The sequence below is a fragment of the Lachnoclostridium sp. An169 genome, assembly GCF_002160525.1.
Classification (GTDB): domain Bacteria; phylum Bacillota; class Clostridia; order Lachnospirales; family Lachnospiraceae; genus Mediterraneibacter; species Mediterraneibacter cottocaccae.
The window spans coordinates 49216-71101 of record NZ_NFKT01000020.1 but is presented as its reverse complement, the minus strand read 5'-3'; the positions used below and the strand labels follow the sequence as shown (position 1 = coordinate 71101).

At 54.0% G+C, this 21886-nt stretch carries 15 protein-coding genes; 14 read left to right on the top strand and 1 reads right to left on the bottom strand.

Annotation, left to right across the window (positions count from 1 at the left end; all coding sequences use genetic code 11):
* The first annotated feature begins 87 nt into the window (after window positions 1–87).
* From B5F07_RS14130 to B5F07_RS14085, 10 genes are all read left to right on the top strand, one after another.
* The gene (locus B5F07_RS14130; protein WP_087161922.1) at window positions 88–1314 is read left to right on the top strand and encodes a nucleotidyltransferase domain-containing protein; all 1227 of its coding nucleotides are present in this window, start codon (window positions 88–90) and stop codon (window positions 1312–1314) included.
* A gap of 47 nt (window positions 1315–1361) precedes the next feature.
* Complete coding sequence (locus B5F07_RS14125; protein ID WP_087161921.1) at window positions 1362–3563, top strand: NAD-dependent epimerase/dehydratase family protein; 2202 nt, start codon at window positions 1362–1364, stop codon at window positions 3561–3563.
* A 4-nt stretch (window positions 3564–3567) separates the two neighbouring features.
* Window positions 3568–4494: a hypothetical protein gene (locus tag B5F07_RS14120; RefSeq protein WP_087161920.1), complete on the top strand. Its 927-nt coding sequence runs from the start codon at window positions 3568–3570 to the stop codon at window positions 4492–4494.
* Between the two features lie 22 nt (window positions 4495–4516).
* The gene (locus tag B5F07_RS14115; RefSeq protein ID WP_087161919.1) at window positions 4517–6988 is read left to right on the top strand and encodes a hypothetical protein; all 2472 of its coding nucleotides are present in this window, start codon (window positions 4517–4519) and stop codon (window positions 6986–6988) included.
* Window positions 6981–8933, top strand: coding sequence for a DUF2194 domain-containing protein (locus B5F07_RS14110; RefSeq protein WP_087161918.1), 1953 nt, complete (start codon window positions 6981–6983; stop codon window positions 8931–8933). Before B5F07_RS14115 ends, B5F07_RS14110 begins: the two co-directional genes overlap by 8 nt.
* Before the next feature lie 77 nt (window positions 8934–9010).
* Complete coding sequence (gene pelF / locus B5F07_RS14105) at window positions 9011–10465, top strand: GT4 family glycosyltransferase PelF (protein ID WP_087161917.1); 1455 nt, start codon at window positions 9011–9013, stop codon at window positions 10463–10465.
* 41 nt (window positions 10466–10506) lie between these two features.
* Entirely contained in the window at window positions 10507–11988 is a 1482-nt protein-coding gene (gene pelG / locus B5F07_RS14100; RefSeq protein ID WP_087161916.1) for an exopolysaccharide Pel transporter PelG, read from the top strand.
* Entirely contained in the window at window positions 11978–13252 is a 1275-nt protein-coding gene (locus tag B5F07_RS14095) for a glycosyltransferase (RefSeq protein WP_087161915.1), read from the top strand. The genes pelG and B5F07_RS14095 overlap by 11 nt, the downstream gene beginning before the upstream one ends.
* Window positions 13249–14673 carry a DUF4832 domain-containing protein gene (locus B5F07_RS14090; RefSeq protein WP_087161914.1) on the top strand — a complete coding sequence of 475 codons (1425 nt, stop codon included), beginning with the start codon at window positions 13249–13251 and terminating at the stop codon, window positions 14671–14673. The genes B5F07_RS14095 and B5F07_RS14090 overlap by 4 nt, the downstream gene beginning before the upstream one ends.
* Before the next feature lie 6 nt (window positions 14674–14679).
* Complete coding sequence (locus tag B5F07_RS14085) at window positions 14680–17313, top strand: SpaA isopeptide-forming pilin-related protein (RefSeq protein ID WP_087161913.1); 2634 nt, start codon at window positions 14680–14682, stop codon at window positions 17311–17313.
* On the opposite strand, the gene B5F07_RS14080 is transcribed toward B5F07_RS14085, so the two are convergent.
* Window positions 17314–18426, bottom strand: coding sequence for a glycosyltransferase family 4 protein (locus tag B5F07_RS14080; RefSeq protein WP_162613136.1), 1113 nt, complete (start codon window positions 18424–18426; stop codon window positions 17314–17316).
* Window positions 18427–18526: 100 nt separating this feature from the next.
* Between B5F07_RS14080 and B5F07_RS14075 the strand changes: the two genes are divergently transcribed.
* Genes B5F07_RS14075 through B5F07_RS14060 form a run of 4 tightly spaced genes read left to right on the top strand, consistent with a single transcriptional unit; the run spans window position 18527 to window position 21886 of the window.
* A complete protein-coding gene (locus B5F07_RS14075) occupies window positions 18527–18793 on the top strand; it encodes a PqqD family protein (RefSeq protein ID WP_087161951.1) in 267 nt (88 codons plus the stop codon).
* Window positions 18790–19302, top strand: coding sequence for a S24/S26 family peptidase (locus B5F07_RS14070; protein ID WP_087161911.1), 513 nt, complete (start codon window positions 18790–18792; stop codon window positions 19300–19302). Before B5F07_RS14075 ends, B5F07_RS14070 begins: the two co-directional genes overlap by 4 nt.
* Window positions 19299–20126 (top strand): hypothetical protein, encoded by an 828-nt coding sequence (locus B5F07_RS14065; RefSeq protein WP_140398023.1) that lies wholly within the window; start codon window positions 19299–19301, stop codon window positions 20124–20126. The genes B5F07_RS14070 and B5F07_RS14065 overlap by 4 nt, the downstream gene beginning before the upstream one ends.
* Window positions 20123–21886 carry an ABC transporter ATP-binding protein gene (locus B5F07_RS14060; protein ID WP_242972536.1) on the top strand — a complete coding sequence of 588 codons (1764 nt, stop codon included), beginning with the start codon at window positions 20123–20125 and terminating at the stop codon, window positions 21884–21886. Before B5F07_RS14065 ends, B5F07_RS14060 begins: the two co-directional genes overlap by 4 nt.

The following is a 21886-nucleotide window of genomic DNA, read 5'->3' as shown; positions in this document are numbered from 1 at the left end:
CGGGTGTAAAGTGTGCGGATATCTTGTATATAGCAGCCTGATATTGTATAATAATGCAGATAATATACAGTTTGGAGGGAGTAGCAGATGCAGACTGGCTACATACTGGATTCTCTTATTACCGCCGGCCTGGGGAATCGATATGACAGCCGGAAGACAGGCGGAGTTCTTTCCGGGATGAATCAGGAGGACTGGGAGGAACTCTGGCATTACGCAGATCTTCATCAGATATGGGGCATTGTGGGGGAAGGCCTGCGGCACTTTCCGGATATCAAGATTCCGGAGAACGCTGCGGAACGGTTCCGCCAGGCAGAGGAAAATCTGGCGTATCAGTATTATTATATGCTTTCCTTCACTACATATGTTACGGATCTGCTGGCGGCAGAATCGATTCCGTGTTATGTCCTTAAGGGGATTGCACTGAATGCCATGTATCCCAGGGAGGAGATGCGGAAACTGGCAGATGCGGATGTCTATGTCCCGGACCGGAAAGATTTTGAGCGGGCAGACAGAATCCTCAGGCAGCGGGGGTTCATGTATGAGAGAGGCTTTGCGGATTTCCACAGCGGATATACAAAGCAGATCGGGGAGCGCAGCTGCCTTCTGGAGCTCCACTGGCGTCCCTGTGAGGAAATCTCTGACCGGGATGCCGAGCGGGCAGTCACGGAGATCTATGGCGGACTTCCCTATGCGCCGGATACCTGCCGCGTGTCGGGGGTTATGGTGCCGGTGCTCCCGCCCGCAGAGTTTGCCTTTCAGCTGCTTCTCCACATGCTGCAGCATTTCGTCCACGAGGGGTTCGGACTCCGGCTGCTCTGTGACTGGAGTGTGTTCTGGAAAGAGAAGGGCAGCGGGGTTCCGGCGGAGAAGTTCCTCTCTTACCTGCACAGAACCGGTCTGGAGGGCTTTGCCTGGACGGTCACACAGATCTGTATTGATCATATGGGGCTGGACAAAAGTTATGTGGAGTGGCTGGGCGGCATTGACGGAAGAACGTATAGGGAAAGTACAGATATGCTCTATACGGATATTATATACGGGGGAGAGTTCGGCAAAGGGGAGAAGTCCCGCATGATGATCTTCCAGAACGGCTCTTCTGTTCTGGTTTCCTGTGTAAGAGCGGTACACCATGCCATGAAATTCCGTTTTCCCCGGGCATGCAGGTGGATTCCTGCCTGGCCTTTCCTGTGGGGAATGACCATAGCTGTGTTTTTGAAAAACAACAGAAGGCTGGACCGGGGCGAGACCGGTGAGATTATAAAGAGTGCGAAGAAGCGGGAGAAGCTTCTGAAGCAGATGAAGATATTCGGATAAAAATCAGAAAGAATAAGAAGAAATCACAAAAAAAGGAAGAATGAAAAGTGAATGTTCTGATCGTTGGGGGCTACAGTGTATTTGTCAGCCAGCTGATTGAAAAATTCAATAAAGAAGGCTGGGAAGTCTATCTTCTGAGCGGAAATAAAAATCCGTCCAGGCGTCATCCGTACGTGTTTGAACAGTATGATTTCCGGTATGATACGGACAGCATCAAGGAGATTCTGGACAGCGCCTCACCGGATCTGGTGGTGTTTACGGGAGCATATGACAGTAATCTGAGCAGCGGAAAGACCAGGAGGGAGTCCATGTATTACATGTCCAGCCTGGTCAATGTTCTGATGGCGTGCCAGATGCTGCATGTGCCGAGATTTGTGTACATTTCCTCTCATGAGGTGTACGAGGAGAGCTATACAGAGCCGATTACGGAGGAACAGCCGGCTTCTCCCGTGTCCACAAAGGGGATGCTGGTCGCCCAGGGGGAAAACCTGGTGATCCGCTATGGCGAGACGACGGATATGGATACGATAGTGCTGCGCCTGGACCATATGTACTGGATGCCGAAGAACCGGAAGGAAGTGGGGGAGATTCATGCAAAACTCTGCCTGTATGCCCTGCGGGACCGGAAGATTCCCGCTTCGGAGAAGCATATCTTTTCGTCCGTGTATATTTCCGACGCTGTTTTTGCAGTCTATGAAGTATCCGGCAGACCGGAGCATCAGCACAGAATCTACCAGATCACAACCGGGGAGGAGGAGAATGAGATCCGGGTGGCGCAGACCATCCAGGCAGTTTCGGCCCGGAGCGTGACGATCCGGGACAATACTGTGGGCCTGACCAGGAAAAATATCATGTCCGGTCAGCGGCTCCGGGAGGAATTCGGGCTCGGAACACGGTTCAGCTATGAGGAGCGTGTGCGCAGCATCATGGAATATATGGACCGGAACCGCAATGATTTTCTGCGACGGGAGGAGCGGGAAGGAAGCTGGCTGCAGCGGATGTTCCGGCGGTTTGAGAAGGTGATCTTTGCCCTGATCCCCTTCATCGAGAATCTGGTTGTCTTTCTCTTTGTGTTCATGCTGAACAACCGGACCGCGGACAGTGATTATTTCCGGCGGGTGGATGTGTTTCTCCTCTATGTCGTGCTTTTTGCGGTGTTCTACGGGAAAAGGCAGGCGATTGTGGCGGCGCTCTTAAGCACGGCGGGATTCATCTTCCGGCAGGCATATTTCCGGACGGCAATCGAAGTGCTCGTGGATTACAATATTTATATCTGGATGGCACAGCTCTTTATCGTCGGCATGGCGGTGGGACATCTGCGGGACAGTCTGAAGATCATAACGGACGACAAGGACGAGGAGATCGCCTTTCTTACCGGACAGCTGGATGACATTTACGATATCAACAGCAGCAACCTGAAAGTGAAAAATATCCTCGAGGACCACATTGTTTCCTACGATGACAGCCTGGGCGTGCTGCAGAACATGACGGAGAGCCTGGAGCACCTGAATCCGGGTGAAGCGATGTATCAGGCCGCGGAAGTGCTGTCCAAAGTCATAGGAACAGACGATGTGGCGATCTACAAGGTCTCCAACAGGGATTACTGCAGACTTCTGGTGGGAACCACAGACCAGGCGCGGCAGCTTGGAAAATCACTGAAATATTCAGACCGGAAGGAACTGGATGAATGTCTGGAGAAGCGGGAAGTGTTCGTAAACCGGGATCTTTCAAAGGAGATGCCGGTTATGGCCTATGGCCTGCGGCACGGGGACGACCTGGAATATATTATCATGGTCTGGAACCTTCCCTATGAAAAAATGTCCCTTCACCAGATGAATCTGCTCAAGGTAGTGGGATATATGATCCAGAACGCCATCACCAGGGCGGACACATATCTGGATGCCGTCAGGGACAAGAGGTATCTGGGAGATACTAATATCCTGAACACCGAGGCGTTTGAGAAAGTTGTGAAAACAAGTACGGAAATCCGCCGGAGAGACTATGCGGAGTCCGTACTTCTCTGGGTTCAGTCGGCAGGGGATGCAGAGACACTGCAAAAAGATGAGAATGAACTGCAGCGCTACAATAATATTCTGTCAAAGAATGTGCGAGAGACCGACAGTTTCGGAGTCGGGAAGGACGGGCATATCTATGTGCTTCTGGCGAATTCCAATGCGGAGGAGGCGGATATCGTGATCCGGCGCTTCGCATCACAGGGAGTTGTCTGCAGTCTGAAAGAGAGTATGTGAGAATATGGAACTTGCTGTATTGATTCTGATCCTGATTATTAATACCATCATTGCCCTTGCCTATCTCCTGTGGGGGCTCCTCAGGAGAAATGACCGGGAAAAAGACCGGGGACACAGGGCGAAGTATTTCATGCTTTCCTTCGTCATGCTGGTCTGTCCCCTGATCGGTCCCTTCTTCCTGGCGTTTTCCCATCTGCTGTATCTGCTGTTTTCCAGAAGAGAGGTGGATATGGCGGATGTGTCCTTCAGCAGGGAGAGGGTGAAGACTTATACACACGCCGACATAGACAGGGATATCAATATCACCCCCATGCAGGAGACACTTCTGATCAGTGATGTCAGGAGAAGAAGAAAGATGCTTCTCGATGTGATGAAGAAGGATGTCCGCCGGTCGCTGGGGGCGATTGCCATCGCCCTGGACAATCCGGATTCCGAGACGTCCCACTACGCGGCTTCTGTCATTATGGATGCTCTTTCCGAATTCCGGGGAACTGTCCAGAATATGTATATGAAATTCAAAGAAGATCCGGAAAATTATGATCTGGGGAGTCTGATTCTCGAGTATATCGATGAAGTCCTGCGCCAGAATCTTCTGTCCGGAGATGAGAGAAAAGCATACACCTATACGGTGGATGAGATCGGTGACTCACTGTTCCTGCACTATCCGTCCAAAATGGAAGGGGAACAGTACAGACGCCTCATCGAGGCGCTGGTGGAGATCCGGGACTATCCCCTGGCGGAAAAATGGGCGGGGAGAGCCCTGAAACACAGAGATTACCAGTTGGATACCTACATCGGATGCCTGAAGCTGTATTTTACCTACAACGACAGGGACGCCTTTTTCCGATGCCTGGACCGCCTGAAAAAATCAGGGATTGTCGTGAACAAAGAGATAATGGAACTGATCCGGATGTTCGGAGGAACGGTATAAAACGAAACTGGGAGGAGAGAACATGTCATTTAATCTGGTGACAGCAGCGTGGATTGCGAGAATTTTCATACTGTATACGCTGATGGTAGTCGTACTGCCTTATATTGTCATGAGAAAATTTCTGCGCGGGCGGAGCCTGGCGCAGAAATTTGTGTTCTGTGTGGTGGCGGGGAATTTCTTTTATATCATGATCGTGCTGATCTGGGGGCTGTTCCACATCACCAACCGGTATGTTCTGATCGGGACGACGCTTGTGATTCCCGGAGTGATGCTGGTGCAAAACGGCAGGCAGATCTGGGAGAGATATTTAAAACAGGTGTGGATTCATATATCCCGGTTTATCCGCCGGGAGAACAGTTTCCGGTATACCCGGAGGATATTCTGCAGATGGATGTGGAAAACCGTCCGGAAACTGTTGGGAAAAGCGGGAAACTTTTTGAAACGGAATCTGTTTGAACTGATTCTCTTTACCGGATGCAGCGCGTTTGTGCTCTGGTTTTTCGGCGTGACGGATCATTTCGGCCCAAGGGCTTCGGATCTTGTGGTGCATATGTACTGGATCAACGGGGTGGATGACGGCGTTCTGTTCCGGGAAGGAATTTACCCTTTCGGAATGCATGCCCTGCTCTATTACATGCACGCAGTGTTTGATATCCCCACAGTGAGACTGGTTTTGCTGTTCGGGACGGTTCAGACTTTTTATATTTTCACAATGCTTCTTGTATTCCTCAAGGAGCTGTGCCGGTACCGGTATACGCCGTATCTGAGTTATTTTGTGTTTGCAGTGGGAAATTATCTGATCTCTACCAGATATACCCGCTATTATTCCGCGCTGCCCCAGGAGTTCGGCATGATTTTTCTTCTGCCCTGCGGGATCGCGCTGATCCGTTTTTTCCGTGCGGTCAGGGAGGAAAATGCGGAGTATAAAAGGATGCAGGAACAGCATCTTCTGTACACCAGGATCGACGGAAAACACAGATGGAGGGAATCCACGGTTCAGCTCTGGGTGCTGATCATCAGCTTCGGACTGACCCTGTCCGCCCATTTCTATGATACGATCATTGCCGGTCTGCTTGTGATCGCGGCAGCTGTGGCTTATATCCGATATATTTTCAACTGGAAGACATTCCGCCGCCTTGTGTGTGCGGCGGTGATTGCCCTTGTGATTCCGATTCTCCCCATGGCTGCGGCGTTTGCCGGCGGCACCCCTCTGCAGGGATCCCTGTTCTGGGCACTGTCCGTCATGGGAATCGAGAGACCCGGGCATGAAACGAATACGGATGCAGAAGAGACGGAGATTCCGGAGAACGGGAATTCGGATGAGGAAGAAAGTTCTGCGGAAAGCGGTTCGTCCGGCACGGAAAGCGGAAATGCAGACCAGGAGGAAGGAGGTGCATCATCCGGAACTGCGTCATCCGCGGAAGGAGAAGTTCCGGCGGAAGAATCGGTGCAGGTTTCCCTGACGGAACGCCTGGCAGCTTATGCGGAGCAGGTGAAAAATGCGGCAGTGGGAACGCTGAAATCCTATATATTCCCCTCGGAAGAGATCTTTCAGGCATGGATATGGTGCATGGCGGCGGTGATTGTGCTCATACCGGTGATGTGGATCCTGCGTGAGTGGGAGTACAGCCGGTATCTGATCATGATGACGGTTTATTCGGGACTGATGACTCTGCTGAGCATTTCCGGCAGGATCGGGCTCCCGTCCCTGATTGATGCGGAGCGGAGCACGATCTTTTTCAGCTATACGATCTTCGCGGCGCTGAGCCTTGCCGCAGACGGGATTCTGGTGGTCTTCGGCAGGATCATAAAGGTGAAGAGGCTTTGGCAGGCGGTGTCGTTTATGATGACCGGGGCGTTTATTTTCCTGGCGGTCAGCATGGGGGATGTGAGGGCGAAAAACACAGGATCCTCCCTGCTTGAACGGGACGGCGCAGCACTCTGTGTGTTTGACATTATGGAGAAATATCCGGATGAGAAGTGGACCATCATATCCTGCAACGAAGAGCGGAACATGATATCCCCGGTGGCATGGCATTATGAAACCATTGATTTCCTGCGGAGCATGGAGAATTACAGCGATGACGATGAGATGTATATCCCGACGCAGTATGTATTTTTCTTCATAGAGAAGAGAAGCCTGAATTATGCGGAAGCGGAGTTTACTGATGTGGATGCAGATGTAAGCGAAGAGTGGGCTTCGGAGAGGCTTCCCGCCAAGAGCGGACTCGCCCAGTACAGCGGAACCAACCGGATTATCGTAAACTCGCGGATGTACTACTGGGCGCAGGAATACCAGAAGCGTTTCCCGAATGAACTGAAGGTCTACTATGAGGATGATGATTTCATCTGCTATTTCATTGAGCAGAATGAATATTATCTGAACAATTTTGCCATTGACTACGGATATAACAGTGGTTCCGGCAGCAGCACAGGAGGCGGAGGCAGCGCGGGAAATACAGATACGGCAACGGAGGTGAGTCGAAATGATTAGCAGGTCGAATTATGTTGCAATCACACTGATCATGTGCGTCGTGCTGCTTATGTTTCAGCTCACCGGCATCTCGGAGAACGTGCTGATGAATACGGGGGAAAATATCTATGCACAGGAGGCTGTGCCGGAAGAACTGGAAAAGACGGAACAGCAAAGATATGAAGAGCAGACAGAATCCCTGCTTCTGGCAGAGGGCACAGAGGCCTGCGTGGGACTGGCAGGTCCGAAGACGGACGCCTGCCTGACCGCCGGGAGAAACTGGTGCATCGCCCAGAAGAGAGAGTACTGCCGTTACGACAGCCTGGCTGATGCGGCGGCGGACGAAGACGGCGCGGGATTCCTGATCACAGACGGCACAAAACTGGGGGCGGAGGATGTGGAAACGCTGGAACTTCTGTCCGCCCAGGGACGCCATGTTGTCATTTCCGGTCTTCCGGAGCCAGAGGTGCTGGATGAAAGCCCGGAGCTGAGGAACTGCCTGGGAATTCTGGAAATTGTGGAGGATGAGATTACCGTGGACGGTTTCCGCCTGTTTGCAGGACTGGTGATGGGCGGGGAAACCGTGTACGAGGATTATGAACAGGAGATGCCCTACGCGAGGCTCGGCAGTTCTGTGACTGCCTACGCGGTTGCATGGTCCGAAGAAGACAGCTTTCAGGAACTGGAAAATGAGGAACTGCCAGCGATTATCTGGAGATACGCTCCCGATGAGGGCAGACGGTATATTGTAAACGGCGATTATCTTAACGGCCAGCTCGCTGCAGGGATACTCACCGGGTTTGCCGCAGACTGTGAGGAGGTCAGCGTTTACCCGGTGGTAAACGCGCAGGTGTCGGTGGTGGAGAACTACCCGGTGCTTGCCGACGAGAACGGAGACGTCATGGAAAGAGAGTACGGGCAGTCGTCGTCCCTTGTATTCCGGGATATTCTCTGGCCCTCGATTGTAACGGTCTACTATGATACGGATGACGCCATGACCGTAACCGGGGCGCTGCGTCTCGACTATGATGAGGATACGAAACTGGATGAGTCGCTGCTTCAGTATTATTACGAACAGATCACAAAGATGTCGGGAGAGATGGGGCTGTCCGGGTATCAGGTATCGGATGTTCCGCTTGAGGAGAAGCTGGAGCAGGATCTGGAAGTCTACGAACAGGTGATTCCGGATTATACGATCCTGACGTTCCAGGCAGGCGGACTTGAGGAAGAGGAATATGAAGATCTTGTGGGGGAGGGAAATCTCCTGGAAGATGTGAATACTGTATTAAAAGACTATGACGGGCAGGGAGAAGAGCCCTTTTTCTCCTATCTGGAAAACGGCGTCCTGCAGCTGCCTATCTATATGGACAGCCGGGTGATGAACAATGACGATGATTTCCGTTCCAGATGCCTGCAGACGGCATACGGATACTTCGGCACGGCGCTGGATACATCGAAAGTGATCTATCCGGATTCCGAGGATGACGTGTGGAATATTATCAGCAATGACTGGTCGAAAAATTACCGTCCCTTCCGGGTGCCTTTTGAGTGTTTTGAAAAGACCACGGCGTCGGAGGCGGACCGGCGGGTGCGCAATTACCTGGCGCTGGAGTATGAGACGGAACTGACGGAGCGTGTGGACCGGACAGGAGATGCAGCCGGGGCAGGGAATGCGGCAGCAGGAGGTGCTGATGGAACAGAAAATGCCGACGGAACAGGAAATGCAGCCGTGGCAGGAGATGCCGGAAGCACGGGGACGGGCGGCGAAAGAAGCTTGAAGCTCCATGTGGACGCCCCGGACGGGGACAGCTATTTTGTCCTTCGCGTACACGGCGAGGAGGTCACTGCGGTCAGCGGCGGATCATATGAGGAGATCGAGGACGGCTGGTATCTGCTCACGGTAACGGATGAGACGGCGGAGGTCACGCTGGATCAGATCAATCATGCGGATTACTATATCGAGTGAGCCAAAGTCCGGGAAACTTGTATCGAGGGAGCGCAGATGTCCGAAAAGATGAGAAATTTCAGGAAGGAGACAGGCAGATGAAAGTGTGTATTGTGGCAGAGGGGTGTTACCCTTATGTGGTCGGCGGGGTTTCCAGCTGGGTGCACAGCCTGATCAGACAGTTTCCGAATATTGAATTCACCGTGGCTGCCATTGTGGCTGACCGCAGTGTCAGAGGAAAGTTTGCCTATACGCTGCCGGAAAATCTGACAGAGGTCCGGGAAATCTATCTGAACGACTGCCAGTGGCTCAGAGGCGGGAAGAAACACCGCATGGCAAAAGTGTCCCTCAATGCAGAGGAATATGACGCGCTGCGGGGGCTGGTGCTGGGGGAGAAAGTAAACTGGAAAGTGGTATTCCACATGTTTCAGAACAAAAACATGTCCATTGACCAGCTTCTGATGGGGAAAGATTTCCTGAATATTGCCAGAGAGGTGTATGAACTGCGCTACAACAATATCGTGTTTTCCGACTTCCTCTGGACGCTGCGCTCCATCTATCTGCCGCTCGGGTTTGTCCTGCAGTTTCAGCCTGCACAGGCAGATCTGTACCACTGTGTGGCAACGGGGTATTCCGGGATAATCGGCAGCATGGCAAAGGAGATGTACGGAAGCCGGCTTCTCATCTCGGAACACGGGATCTACACGAGAGAGCGGGAGGAGGAGATCATCAAGGCGCGTTGGGTGCAGGGAGTCTACAAGGATTTCTGGATCGAACAGTTCCGCAAGCTCTCCCTGTGCGCATACGAACACGCCGATATGGTGACCTCGCTGTTTGAGAACGCCCGATCCCTGCAGATCGAACTGGGATGCCCGGAGGAAAAGACTGCCGTCACGCCCAACGGCGTGCGGGTGGAAGATTATGCGGATATCCCGGGAAAAGATCCGGAGGATCCGATGATCCATGTGGGTGCGATCCTGAGAGTGGCGCCCATCAAGGACGTAAAGACCATGATCAATGCCTTCTACTATGCAAAAAAGCGGGAGCCCGCACTCAAGCTCTGGATCATGGGTCCCTGGGACGAGGACCGGGAGTACGCCCAGGAATGTTTCGACCTTGTGGAAAACCTGCAGGCAGAGGATGTGGTGTTTACCGGGCGGATCCAGACGAAAGAGTATATCGGCAGGATGGACATGACGATTCTGACAAGCATCAGCGAAGGACAGCCTCTTACCATCCTGGAAAGCTTTGCGGCAAAGAAACCGGTGATCGCCACCAACGTGGGAAACTGCGAGGGACTGATCTACGGGGAGGCAGACGACTTTGGGGAGGCGGGAATTGTGGTTCCCGTCATGAACATCGACCGGATCTCGGATGCCATCGTGGAGCTGGCGTCTGACCCGGAAAGAAGGAAAAGGATGGGAGAGACGGGGTACAGAAGACTGTGCAGCCGTTACCGGATCGAGGACATGCGCGCCACCTACGAAAAAATTTACCGGAAAATGGCGGATGCGGCGGGGGTGCCCTGGCCGGAGGAACCGCTTGTGATATGACAGAGATTTAATTTTATGACAGGAACAGAGGAGAGAGTTTCATGGCAGGAATAGGAATCAAACTGAACCGGATATTCAAACGGCATACACTGGTACACACGCTGTACGGGTCGGGCTACAGCATGCTCGCCACCGTCACGCCCATGCTGGTGGTCATCGGAACCATGCTTCTGATGTATATCTTTCTCGGCTTTGACTCCGTGAGATACTATGACAGGGAGCTTTTTTCCTGTACGATCCTCTATGTGTTCATCTTTTCTCTTCTGGCGGCCTCTCCGTTCAACTCCGTGCTCTCCAAGTATGTGGGAGACCGGATCTTTGAGGAGCGGTATGAAGACATCCTTCCCTGCATTTATGTGGGGCTGGCGCTGAATATGGGGCTTGCGGCCCTGATCGGGATTCCCTTCCATATCTGGGCTTATGTGGTGGGAGAGATCCCCCTGTACTGGGTGTTTACGGCCTTCTGCGCCTATATCGGCCTGGGGCTTTGTTTCTATCAGATGCTCTACCTGTCGATTGTGAAAGCGTACAAGAAGATTTCTCTGTTCTTCTTCCTGGGCATGCTGCTCTGTTTTGTGCTGTCCCTGGTATTCCGCTTTCTCCTGAATTTTTCAGTGACATACAGCATGCTCCTTGCCATGACGCTGGGATTTTTCCTGATCGCCTGTCTGGAATTCGGCTTTGCAAAATCTTATTTCTGCGAGAACAGCCATCATTACCGGGAGGTGCTGCGCTATTTCCGGGTGTACTGGAAACTGATCTTTACCAATTTCTTCTATATACTGGGGCTCTACATCCACAACTTTGTGTTCTGGACCAAAGATGACATGAACCTTGTGCTCGCCGACACCTATATCTGCAACCAGCCTTACGACATGGCGACCTGTATCGCCATGTTTACGAATCTGTCCGCCAGCGTGATCTTCATCGCCTATGTGGAAATGCATTTCCACAAGCGCTACCAGGATTACACCGAGGCGGTTCTGGGCGGGCGGCTCAAGGATATCGTGAAAGCGCAGAAGCGGATGTTCCGTCTGATGGGAGACCAGCTCATGCGGGTGACACAGCTGCAGTACATCATCTCGGTTGTGCTTTTCCTGCTGTGTATTATCCTGCTCCCGAGAATGGGAATGACCGGACTTGTGATGACCATCTATCCGTGCCTGGCAGCCGGATATTTCGTGCTCTTCCTGCTCTATACGATCATTCTCTTTCTTCAGTATTTTAACGATCTGACGGGCAGCGCCCTGACCAGTCTGATCTTTGTCTCAGTGACCGGGATTGTAAGCGTGTTCGCCAGAGATTTTCCGGATTACTGGTACGGAATCGGCGTGTTCGCAGGAAGCATCGTGGCATGGAGCTTCGCCTATGGAAGGCTGCGCTGGCTGGAAAAGCATCTGGAAGAACATATTTTCTGCCGGGGCACCCTGCTGGAAAGTGTGGACGAGCCCATGCCGGATTCCAAGGTTTATGACCTGAGGGAGATCCGGAAGAAACAGAAGGAGGAAGGGCATGCACAGTAAGAAAACGATTTTGTTTGTCATGAATACCCTTGGCAGGGCAGGGGCGGAGCGGGCACTCATCGAGCTTATGCGGGTCCTGGACCCGGAGAAATACCGGATCTTCCTGTATGTTCTGATCCCGAGGGGAGAGCTGTTCGCTGAAGTGCCGGAGTATGTGACGGTACTGAACCGGAAGAAAGATGCACGGTCGGTTCTCTCCACAGACGGGAAGATCTTCGTGGCAGGAAGGCTCCTGAAAGCGGCGCTGCACGGCGGCAGCGGTATCCGCGCCCTGCGGCGTCTGGCGGTCCGGGACGGACGGCCAGAGCAGAACGGCGCAGCAGACCGGAACGGCACAGAAAAATCGGGGGCAGCTCCGGACAGCGGCGTGCGGACGGAGAAAATCCTGCGGCGGATGCTCGCCGACGGGACTCCCGCCCTTCCCCGAAGCTTCGATCTGGCGGTGGCTTACCTGGAGGGACCTGCCACCTGGTATGTGGCGGAGAAGATCCGGGCGGAGAAAAAAGCCGCATTTCTGCATGTGGATTACAGGCGTGCAGGTTATACCAGAGATCTGGACAACGGGTGCTATGACGCTTTCGACCGCATTTACGCCGTGTCGGAAGAGGTGCGCGGAAACTTTCTGGAAATGTATCCGGAACATGCCCGGAAGACCCGGCTGTTTTACAATATCATCAACCGGGAACACATCCGCAGAAGGGCGGAGGAGCCCGGCGGATTTTCGGACGGTTACAAAGGCATCCGACTTCTCACGGTAGGGCGTCTTTATTATCAGAAAGGGTATGACACTGCCATCCGTACCGCGGCCATATTAAAGAAACAGGGATATGAGTTCCGCTGGTATGCCCTGGGCGAGGGGGAGGAGGAAAAGCATCTGAAAAAGTTGGTCAGAGACTACGGACTGGAAGAGACTTTTTTCTTTGCCGGCGCGGCGGACAACCCCTATCCCTATTTCCGGCAGGCGGATATCTATGTGTGTACCTCCCGGTATGAGGGGAAGAGCATTGTGATCGAGGAGGCCCAGGCGCTTGGAAAACCTGTTGTGGCCGCGGACTGCACGGGAATTGCCGAGCAGATCGAGTCCGGAAAGGACGGCGTGATCGCCGGAAACTCACCGGAAGCGCTTGCCGGCGCGGTGGGAGAGCTGATCCGGCACCCGGAGCTCCGGGAGGCATACGGGAGAGCCGCGGCGGACAGAAAGGCAGGATACCTGGAAGGGCTTGCCGATTTCTTAAGCCTGGCAGGGGGAGCGGATCTGCCATGAAGAAAAAGGCGCGGCTGCTTCTGCTTTTTGCGGGAGTTATCATAATCGTGGGGATGTGTTTTATGGGAATGCGATGGAAGATTGCCTGGGAGGCGGTAAATTTTGTAGAATCCGATAAATTCCTTGCAAACAGGGAACGCGGATTTTATAATATGAGAGGTATAAGAATATCCGATGATTCGCCGGTGTCCGGGGAGATCCTGGAGGGAATCAGCAGGGAACATCCGATGGAGACTCTGGAACTGCTCCAGATTCATATCGGAACCTATCAGGACAGGGAGATCAGTTCCTCCGGCGTGGAACAGATCCGCCGGGTATTCCGGGCATATGCCGACAGGGAGCAGCCGGTGAGCCTGATCGTGCGTTTCCTCTATGACTGGGACGGGAACGGGGCCCAGAGCGATCCCGCTTCCATCAGTATTGTGCTGCGCCACATGGAGCAGGCAGGGGAGCTCCTTGAGGAGTTTCAGGATCAGGTGTATATCGTACAGGGCGTGTTCGTGGGAAGCTGGGCAGAGATGCACAGTTCCCGGTATCTGACGGAGAGAAGTTATCTCACTCTGATCGGCAGAATGCATGAAGTCATGCCGGAAAATGTGTTCCTGGCTGTACGGACGCCGGCTTACTGGCGGATGGCGGCAGGAAGGACGGAACCCCTGCAGGAGAGCGAGGCCTGGAAGACGCAGGAGATGATTTCCCGGCTGTCCCTGTTTAATGACGGAATCCTGGGGACCTGGCTTGACTGCGGCACTTACGGGGATCTCCATAAAGAAGATTCGGAAAGCTTAAGCGATTCCTGGGTGCGCTCCGAAGAACTGGATTTTCAGAAAGAGCTTAACCTCTACGTCCCGAACGGCGGCGAGGTGGTTCTGGACAATGCGCTCAACGATCTGGAAAACGCGGATGAGGCACTTCGCACCATGCATGTGTCATACCTTAACAGGGCGCATGACATGCAGGTGCTGGAAAAGTGGAAAAATACACAGTACCGGGATTCCGGTTCCGTATATGACGGAATGTCCGGCTATGACTATATCGAGAGGCATCTGGGATACCGCTTTGTGATCCGGGATGTGTCTGCAAAGATAAGCGGATGGAAATGGGAGAAACCATCCCTTACCGTAAATGTGGAGAATGTGGGATATGCGCCCCGCTATACGGCATGCCGTACGGAGATTATTTTCCGCAGCCGGGAGAGCGGGGAGGAGCGGACTGTCACGGCCGATACAGACGCCAGAACGTGGAAACCGGGGGAGCAGACGTCATTTACTGTGGAACTTCCGGAGCTTCCGGCGGGCGCGTATGACGTATATATGAAGGTGACAGGTGAAAAGGACCGGACAGCGGTCCTGTTTGCGAATGAGAAGATTACGGCAGAAGACGGGGGCTGCTTTTTAGGAACAATTAAGAAAGGGGAGTGACAGAATATGAGAGAACCGTTACTGAGTATCGTTATTGTCTCTTTTGAGACATCCTCTCTTATTCTGAGACGGGCGATTCAAAGCGTGCTTGAACAGAGCTACAGGAATTATGAGATTATTCTTGTGGACGCCAATGAGAGCGGCAGCGATTACAGCCTGGGACTGCGGGAGGATATGGAACAGTATCCGGACATTCCGGTAATCACATGTCCCAGCAGGAAAGGGGAGTTTGCGGCGGCGAAAAATGAAGGGGCGGCACAGGCAAACGGCACCTATCTCGCATTTCTGATGGCCAGGGATGCCTGGAACCAGGAGTGCGCGGCAAGCCAGATCGAGGTGCTTGAGGAACACCCGGATGTGGGGCTTGTGTTCTGCCACAGCTGGGCACAGGAGGAGGACGCCCTTTCCACGGGATACCGCAGGGCGCCTCAGCTTCCGGCAGAGACCGGGCAGACGGCGGGACTGATCTCCCAGGAGGAGATCCGCTCGGTGTCTCAGGTGATTTTCCGGCGCACGGTGTTCGACGAACTGCTTGGATTTGACACACATATCCGCAGACAGGATGACTATGACATGTGGATCCGGGTTGCAGGAAAAGCGCGGATCGCGGCGGTGGACCAGAACCTTGTCTGCAGCTATGTGGAGCGGGATGTGCTCCGCAGATCCCACCGGCTTATCGATGTGGTGGGATACCTGCAGCTGTACAGCAAACATCAGGAGATGTACCGGAAAAATCCGGCCGCCAGGCTGGAGCTGTACCGGAAGATCGCAGTCTGCTACAGAACGGAAAGATATTATTTTACCTGGATAAAATATGCAGTAAGGATAAGGGTGTTGGAGATGAGACTTGGAAAGAAAAGAGGAAAACCGGAGGCGGAAGCCGTGCAGGAGCAGCTCCCGTCCTATGATCTTGTCACACAGCAGGAAAAAGAGTTCATTGCTGTTGTGAAATCTGTCAGCGGGAAGGACGGCAGGGGAATTCCCGAAAAGGAGGCACAGTTTCAGATTTATCTGAAAAGTGCGGGAAGTTTTGAACAGGCGCGGACCAATGAGCGGGATACGCTGGTATGCGACGACGAGGGATATGCCAGATCAAAGGGAATGTCCCAGGGCGTTTATGTGGTGCATCAGGAGAGATGGCAGGAGGGAACCGTTCCGGCAGAAGACTTTGAAGTGACCCTCGACCGGAGCGGGAAGACGCATACCATATCGGTCAGCAGTCCCTGGCAGCAGTATTTTGTCAAAGTTGTGCGCACAGACGCGGGAACCGGCAGGACGATTCCGCTTTCCGGCGGCGGATACCGTCTCACGGATGAGGACGGCGCTCTGCTGTCGATGACCGTCACCTATCCGGAACCCCGGGTTCTGGAATGCTTTGAGACCGGGGAAAACGGGTATTTTATCACTCCGGAGAAGTTCAGATACGGAACCTATTACCTCAGCGAGGATACGGCTCCATATGGGTATGCAAAAAATGATGCCCCGGTATCTTTCCGCGTATCGGAACAGACGGCTGAACTGGAAAACGGGATTCCCGTGGTGACGGTGTCTGCAGAGAGCTGCCCTCAGAAAGGCAGGATACACCTGCACAGAAGCGGACCGGTGCGTGCGGTGTTCTCCAGATCCGAGAATACGCTGAAAAACAGCGCCGGACACCCGGTGGGAGAAAACGAGGTCTATACGCCCTGTTTCGAGGAAGGAAACGGCAGGGGCGCCTGCTGCGATATCATAGCGGATGAAGATATCATCACGGCCGACGGCACACTCCGGGCGGCAAAGGACACGGTGGTTGAAACCGTGGTTACGGACGAAAACGGAGACGCCTGGAGTATGGAACTTTATCTGGGAAGATACCGGATAGAAGAGAAGACAGCTCCGTACGGACTGGTACGGATGGAAGAGCCCTGCACGGTCTGCCTGGAATATGAGGAGAGTGGAGTGCCCTGTACAGAGGCAGGAGCATCCTTTGCCGGAGAGCGGCAGAAGGTGAGGATTCATCTGGAAAAGACACTGGGAGAAGATCGGATATTTGGGATCGGAACGCTGGGAGAGATCCGGGGATTTGCGTTCGGCCTGTTCACGGCGGAGCAGATGGAGATGGCGGACGGCAGTGAGATTCCGGCGGACAGTCTGCTGGAAGTCCTGTACTGCAGGGATGACGGAAAGGCATGTTCCTCTGTGGACCTTCCCTGGGGCAGTTATTATGTGAAAGAGATCCTGGCAGACAGCCACTACAGATGCTCTGACAGGCGCTATCCGGTAAAGGTGGAATATCAGGATCAGGACACGGAGGAAGTTCACCTTTATGTCAACGACGGCAACCCGATCAGCAGCGAGATGATCCGCGGGACAATCGGCGGCGTGACCGCGGACCAGAACAATCATCCCCTCGCCATGGCGGAAATCGGACTTTTCGCTGCAGGCACTTCCGAGCTGGCTAAAGAGCGGGCAGTGCTGGTGTCTGTTGCGGACTGGAACGGTGTGTTCTCTTTTAAGGATATTCCCTGCGGAGACTATATTGTAAAAGAAGTGGGCACTCCGCACGGATACGCGCTTAATGAGGCGGTATACTATGTATCGCTGACCTTCGACGGACAGCGCGTGGATGTGAAGCTGATCAGTCCCAGACTGGCGGAATAATCAGGCGGAGAGGTTCAGCAGGAGGTCTGTCCACCGGTTCAGGATGGCATCCTTGTCAAACTTGTCGATGTTGTCCCAGGCATGTTCGGAAAAGGACTGCCTCAGGGCGTCATCCTCTATCAGCGCGCAGAGCTTTTCCGCCAGAAGATCTGTGCGTCCCGGGGGGACAAGATAACCGTTGGTTCCGTCCAGGAGAATCTCGGAAGGACCGTTCTCGATGTCGTAGCTGATGGTGGGAAGCCGGTAATATTTGGCTTCAAGGAGCACCATGGGCAGCCCTTCGCTTCTGGAAGTGAGAAGATAGATGGAGGACTGCAGGTACAGTGAGGGCATGTCGCTGGAGTAGCCCTTGAGGATCACGTTATCCTCCAGATGATACTGCCGGATCAGACGGAGAAGATGCTCCTTCTCCGGACCGTCGCCGACGATCAGAAATGTCCAGTCCGGAAAGCGGGGGATAACCTGACGGGCTGCCTGTATAACGTCCTCAAAACCCTTGATGGGGACCAGGCCTCCTGCGGACAGGATGATTTTCCCGCGCCTGGCGGGAGGCGCGCAGGGCGGCAGATAGTTGGCGGGGTTCGGGATCGGTATCACAGGGCAGGACGGATGTCCGCTGCTTCGCCAGACTCCGGCATCCCGTTCCGTCAGGGGAACGATGCAGTCGGAGAAACGGCAGGTGATTTTTCTGCACAGAGAACGGTACGATGTTCCCAGAAGTTCTGTATAGTGAAAATGCTCCCAGGAGACAACGCGGATTCCTGTGAGCCATTTGCAGGGGACGGACAGAAGATCCAGCACGGTGTCCACGTCGATGATGACAGAGAACTTTTCCCTGCGGATCAGGCGCAGCAGCCGGCGGATCACCCGGAGATATCCGGGACCGGGCTGCACCCATTTTTCGGAAAGGGTAAACCGGGGGATTCCATCGTTTACCGGAAAAGCGGGGGTGTCGGAAGATTCCGTAAGGCTGACGAGGGATACGTCGAAGCGGGGAGATGCGGCGAGCCCGTCCGCCAGGAAGGCGGCCACACGTTCCGTTCCCCCGGGACGGGTGATATCTCCTGAGAAAATACACAGTCTGAGTTTGTCTGATTGGGTCTGAATGTCCATGATGTTCTCCTTTGCAGATAAATCGAATCGGTCTGTATCAAGAATAGCACATTGGCCGGAGATTGGCAATGAACGTATAAGGAAAGAGAGGTAATGTAACATGAAGATAAGAGAAGGATTTGTACTGAGGCAGGTTGCGGATTCGTGGATGGCGGTCCCGGTGGGAAGCATGGCGGGAAAAATACACGGCCTTGTGGCGCTCAACGAGACGGCAGCGGACATCTGGAACATTCTGCAGGACGACCATACGGAGGAAGAAGTGGTGGAAATCCTTGCCATGAATTACGATGAGAAGAAGGAGGTCCTGGCGGAGAGTGTCCATGCATTCCTCCGGGAACTGGAAGAGCAGGAAATGCTCGAGCGATGAGGCGCGCAGCGGCAGGCAGCAGAACAGCAGAAGAAAAGACGGTGCGGGCAGAGGAGCTGGTCAGCCTGATGAATCGGGAGTTTTCCACAGGGAGACCTCTGCAGCTTACGGTGACCGGATACAGCATGGGCCCCTGTCTGAAGCATCTGAGGGATCAGGTGGTTCTTGTCCCGCCGGAGAAAAGAGCCCTGAAACGCGGAGAGATCGTATTTTTCCGCAGGACAGACGGAAAATGCGTGCTGCACCGGATCCTCCGGGCAGAGAAGGAAGGCGTCTTCGTGGTGAACGGCGATGCCCAGGCATGGACGGAGGATATCCGGAAAGAACAGATTCTGGCGGCTGCAAAAGCGGTTATCCGGAAAGAAAGGTATATATCCTGCGACGGAAAAAGGTACAGAATCTTCGTGGCGCTGTGGCAGATGCTTTTCCCGGTGAGGGGAATCATGATCCGTATAGCTTCTGCCAGGTGGAGATTCAGAGAAAGGAACGGAAGGACGGAGAAAAAGTGACGGTAAAATATTACAGTATAGCGGGAATTACAGTGAAGATGCGTCTGGAAAAGGATGAACCTCCCCAGATGTTCCGCAGGTTCGAGGCGGAGAAGCCGTCCGGAGGCGCTGCGGTAAATGTGGATATTTACTGGCATGAGCATTTGTTTCATCAGTGGTACGGGCTGGATTACTGCCAGTCGGAGAAAGATTTCCCTCATCTTTTTATCAGCCGTAAGACGCCGGGAGTACGTCTGCAAGCGGACCGGGCGTGGGAGCATCTGGTGATCGAGGGCGCCGCCTGCGGGATGGAGGGTGTGATGGAAGTATTTCTGGCAGCCTTCTATTCCCGGCTTTCTTACCACAGGGGCATTCTGGTCCATGCTTCCTGCATCAGCTGGAAAGAGGAGGGCGTGATCTTTACGGCGCCTTCCGGTACCGGCAAGACAACCCAGGCAGAGCTGTGGAAGAAATACAGGGATGCGGAGATCCTGAACGGGGACAAGGTGATCCTTGAGTGTCGGGAGGAAGAGATCCGGGCATGGGGCTCTCCCTGGAAGGGGTCATCCCCCTATGCGGTGAACAGGAGTGTGCCGCTCAGAGCAGTCATTGTACTGGAACAGGGGAAGGAGAACCGGATCCGGAAACTGACAGGGGAGGAGACCACGGCAAAATTTTTCCCCCACGTATTCTATCCCTCATGGAGCGAGGTATGTGTGGCGGAAGTCATGTGGTCCATGGATGTGCTTGTGAGGAAGGTGCCGGTCTATTTCCTGTCCTGCCTGCCGGATTCTGATGCGGTGGAACTTGTCCGCCGCACCGTATGGGGAGACGAGGAAAAGTGAAGGAGTATATCAGTCATGTGCGGAAGCGGCTCCGTGAGGGGCTGCTCTTTGAAGTTCTGAATGAGATGAAGTGGATCGGCAGATACAGCATCCGCTATAAAGGAGCTGTCATGCTGTATATCCTTCTGGGAATATTCAGTACGGCCATGGGACTGGGAACCGGTGTCGTCTCGAAATATATTATCGATGCGGTTACCGGGTATGACAGCAGTGCTCTTTTCCCTGCGGCGGCCGGATATGTGGCTATGATGCTTCTGCAGGTCGGCGTGAGCGCATGGTCGGGGAGAGTGACGGCGAAAAACAGGATTATGGTCAACCAGGAGATCCGGGCGGAGGTGTTCGGAAAAGTTCTGGGTGCAGACTGGGAGAAGCTGTCCGAGTATCATTCCGGCGATCTCCTGAACCGGCTGAATTCCGACGTCAACACCGTGGCCACCAGCGTATTGGGATGGATACCGACCTTTATCACCGGGGTAGTTCAGTTCTTCTCCACGCTGGCGCTGATCCTGTACTACGATCCCATGATGGCCCTGCTTGCCCTGGCAAGCGCTCCGGTCACGCTGGCAATGTCCCGGGTACTGATGAGGAAGATGCGTTTCCACAACAAGAAGATGCTGGAAGTGAATTCTGACATGATGGCTTTCAATGAGGAGGCGTTCCAGAATCTCCAGTACATCAAGGCGTTCGGGCTGATGGACAAATACAGCGGACTGTTCCGCGGAAAGCAGGATTATTACCGCGATGTACAGCTGGATTACAATAAGTTTTCAATTATGACGTCCTCCCTTATGTCCATCGTGGGCATGGGGGTCACAGGGGCATGTTTCGGCTGGGGCGTCTACCGCCTCTGGACCGGTGCCATCACATACGGAACCATGACGCTTTTCCTGCAGCAGGCGGGGAATCTCTCAGCGGCGTTTTCCAGTCTGGTAAACATGGTGCCTACCGCGGTGGGGGCAGCTACGTCGGCGGGGAGGATCATGGCGGTCACGGACCTGCCGGAGGAGGAGCAGGCGGATGCGGCGGAAGCGGAGGCGTTCAAGGAGTATGCGCGCACCGCAGGGGGCGTTACGATCCGCGCCGAGAATCTTGACTTCTGGTATCAGGATGGAAATACGGTTCTCTCCGGCGTATCTTTCCATGTGAAACCCCGGGAAACGGTGGCTCTGGTGGGACCGTCCGGAGAGGGAAAGACCACCATGCTCCGGATTCTTCTCGGACTTGTGGGGGCCAGGGGCGGCGAAGTGCGGGCTGAGGCAGGAGAGAGAAAGCTGGTGATCTCCCCTGCGGCAAGGACACTTTTCGCATACGTACCCCAGGGAAATACCATGATGTCCGGAACCATCCGGGAGAATCTGCAGCTTCTTCATTCGGATGCGTCGGACGAGGAGATCTGGGCGGCACTGAGAGAGGTCTGCGCGGACGAATTTGTGAGCAGACTTCCGGAAGGCCTTGACACTTACTTAAAAGAGCAGGGAGGGGGACTCTCGGAAGGACAGCTCCAGAGACTCTCCATCGCCCGGGCCATGCTCTGCGATGCTCCTGTCCTGCTTCTGGATGAAGCCACTTCCGCCCTGGATGTGGCGACGGAGCACAGGCTGCTGAAAAACATTATGGAATCGGCGAAAAACAAGACCTGCATCGTGACCACACACCGGCCCAGCGTTCTGACGATGTGCACCAGGGTATACCGGATCGAAGGACACGGGATGGTACAGTTGGATGAGGAGGGCATCCGCAGGAGTATGATGGAGTTCTGA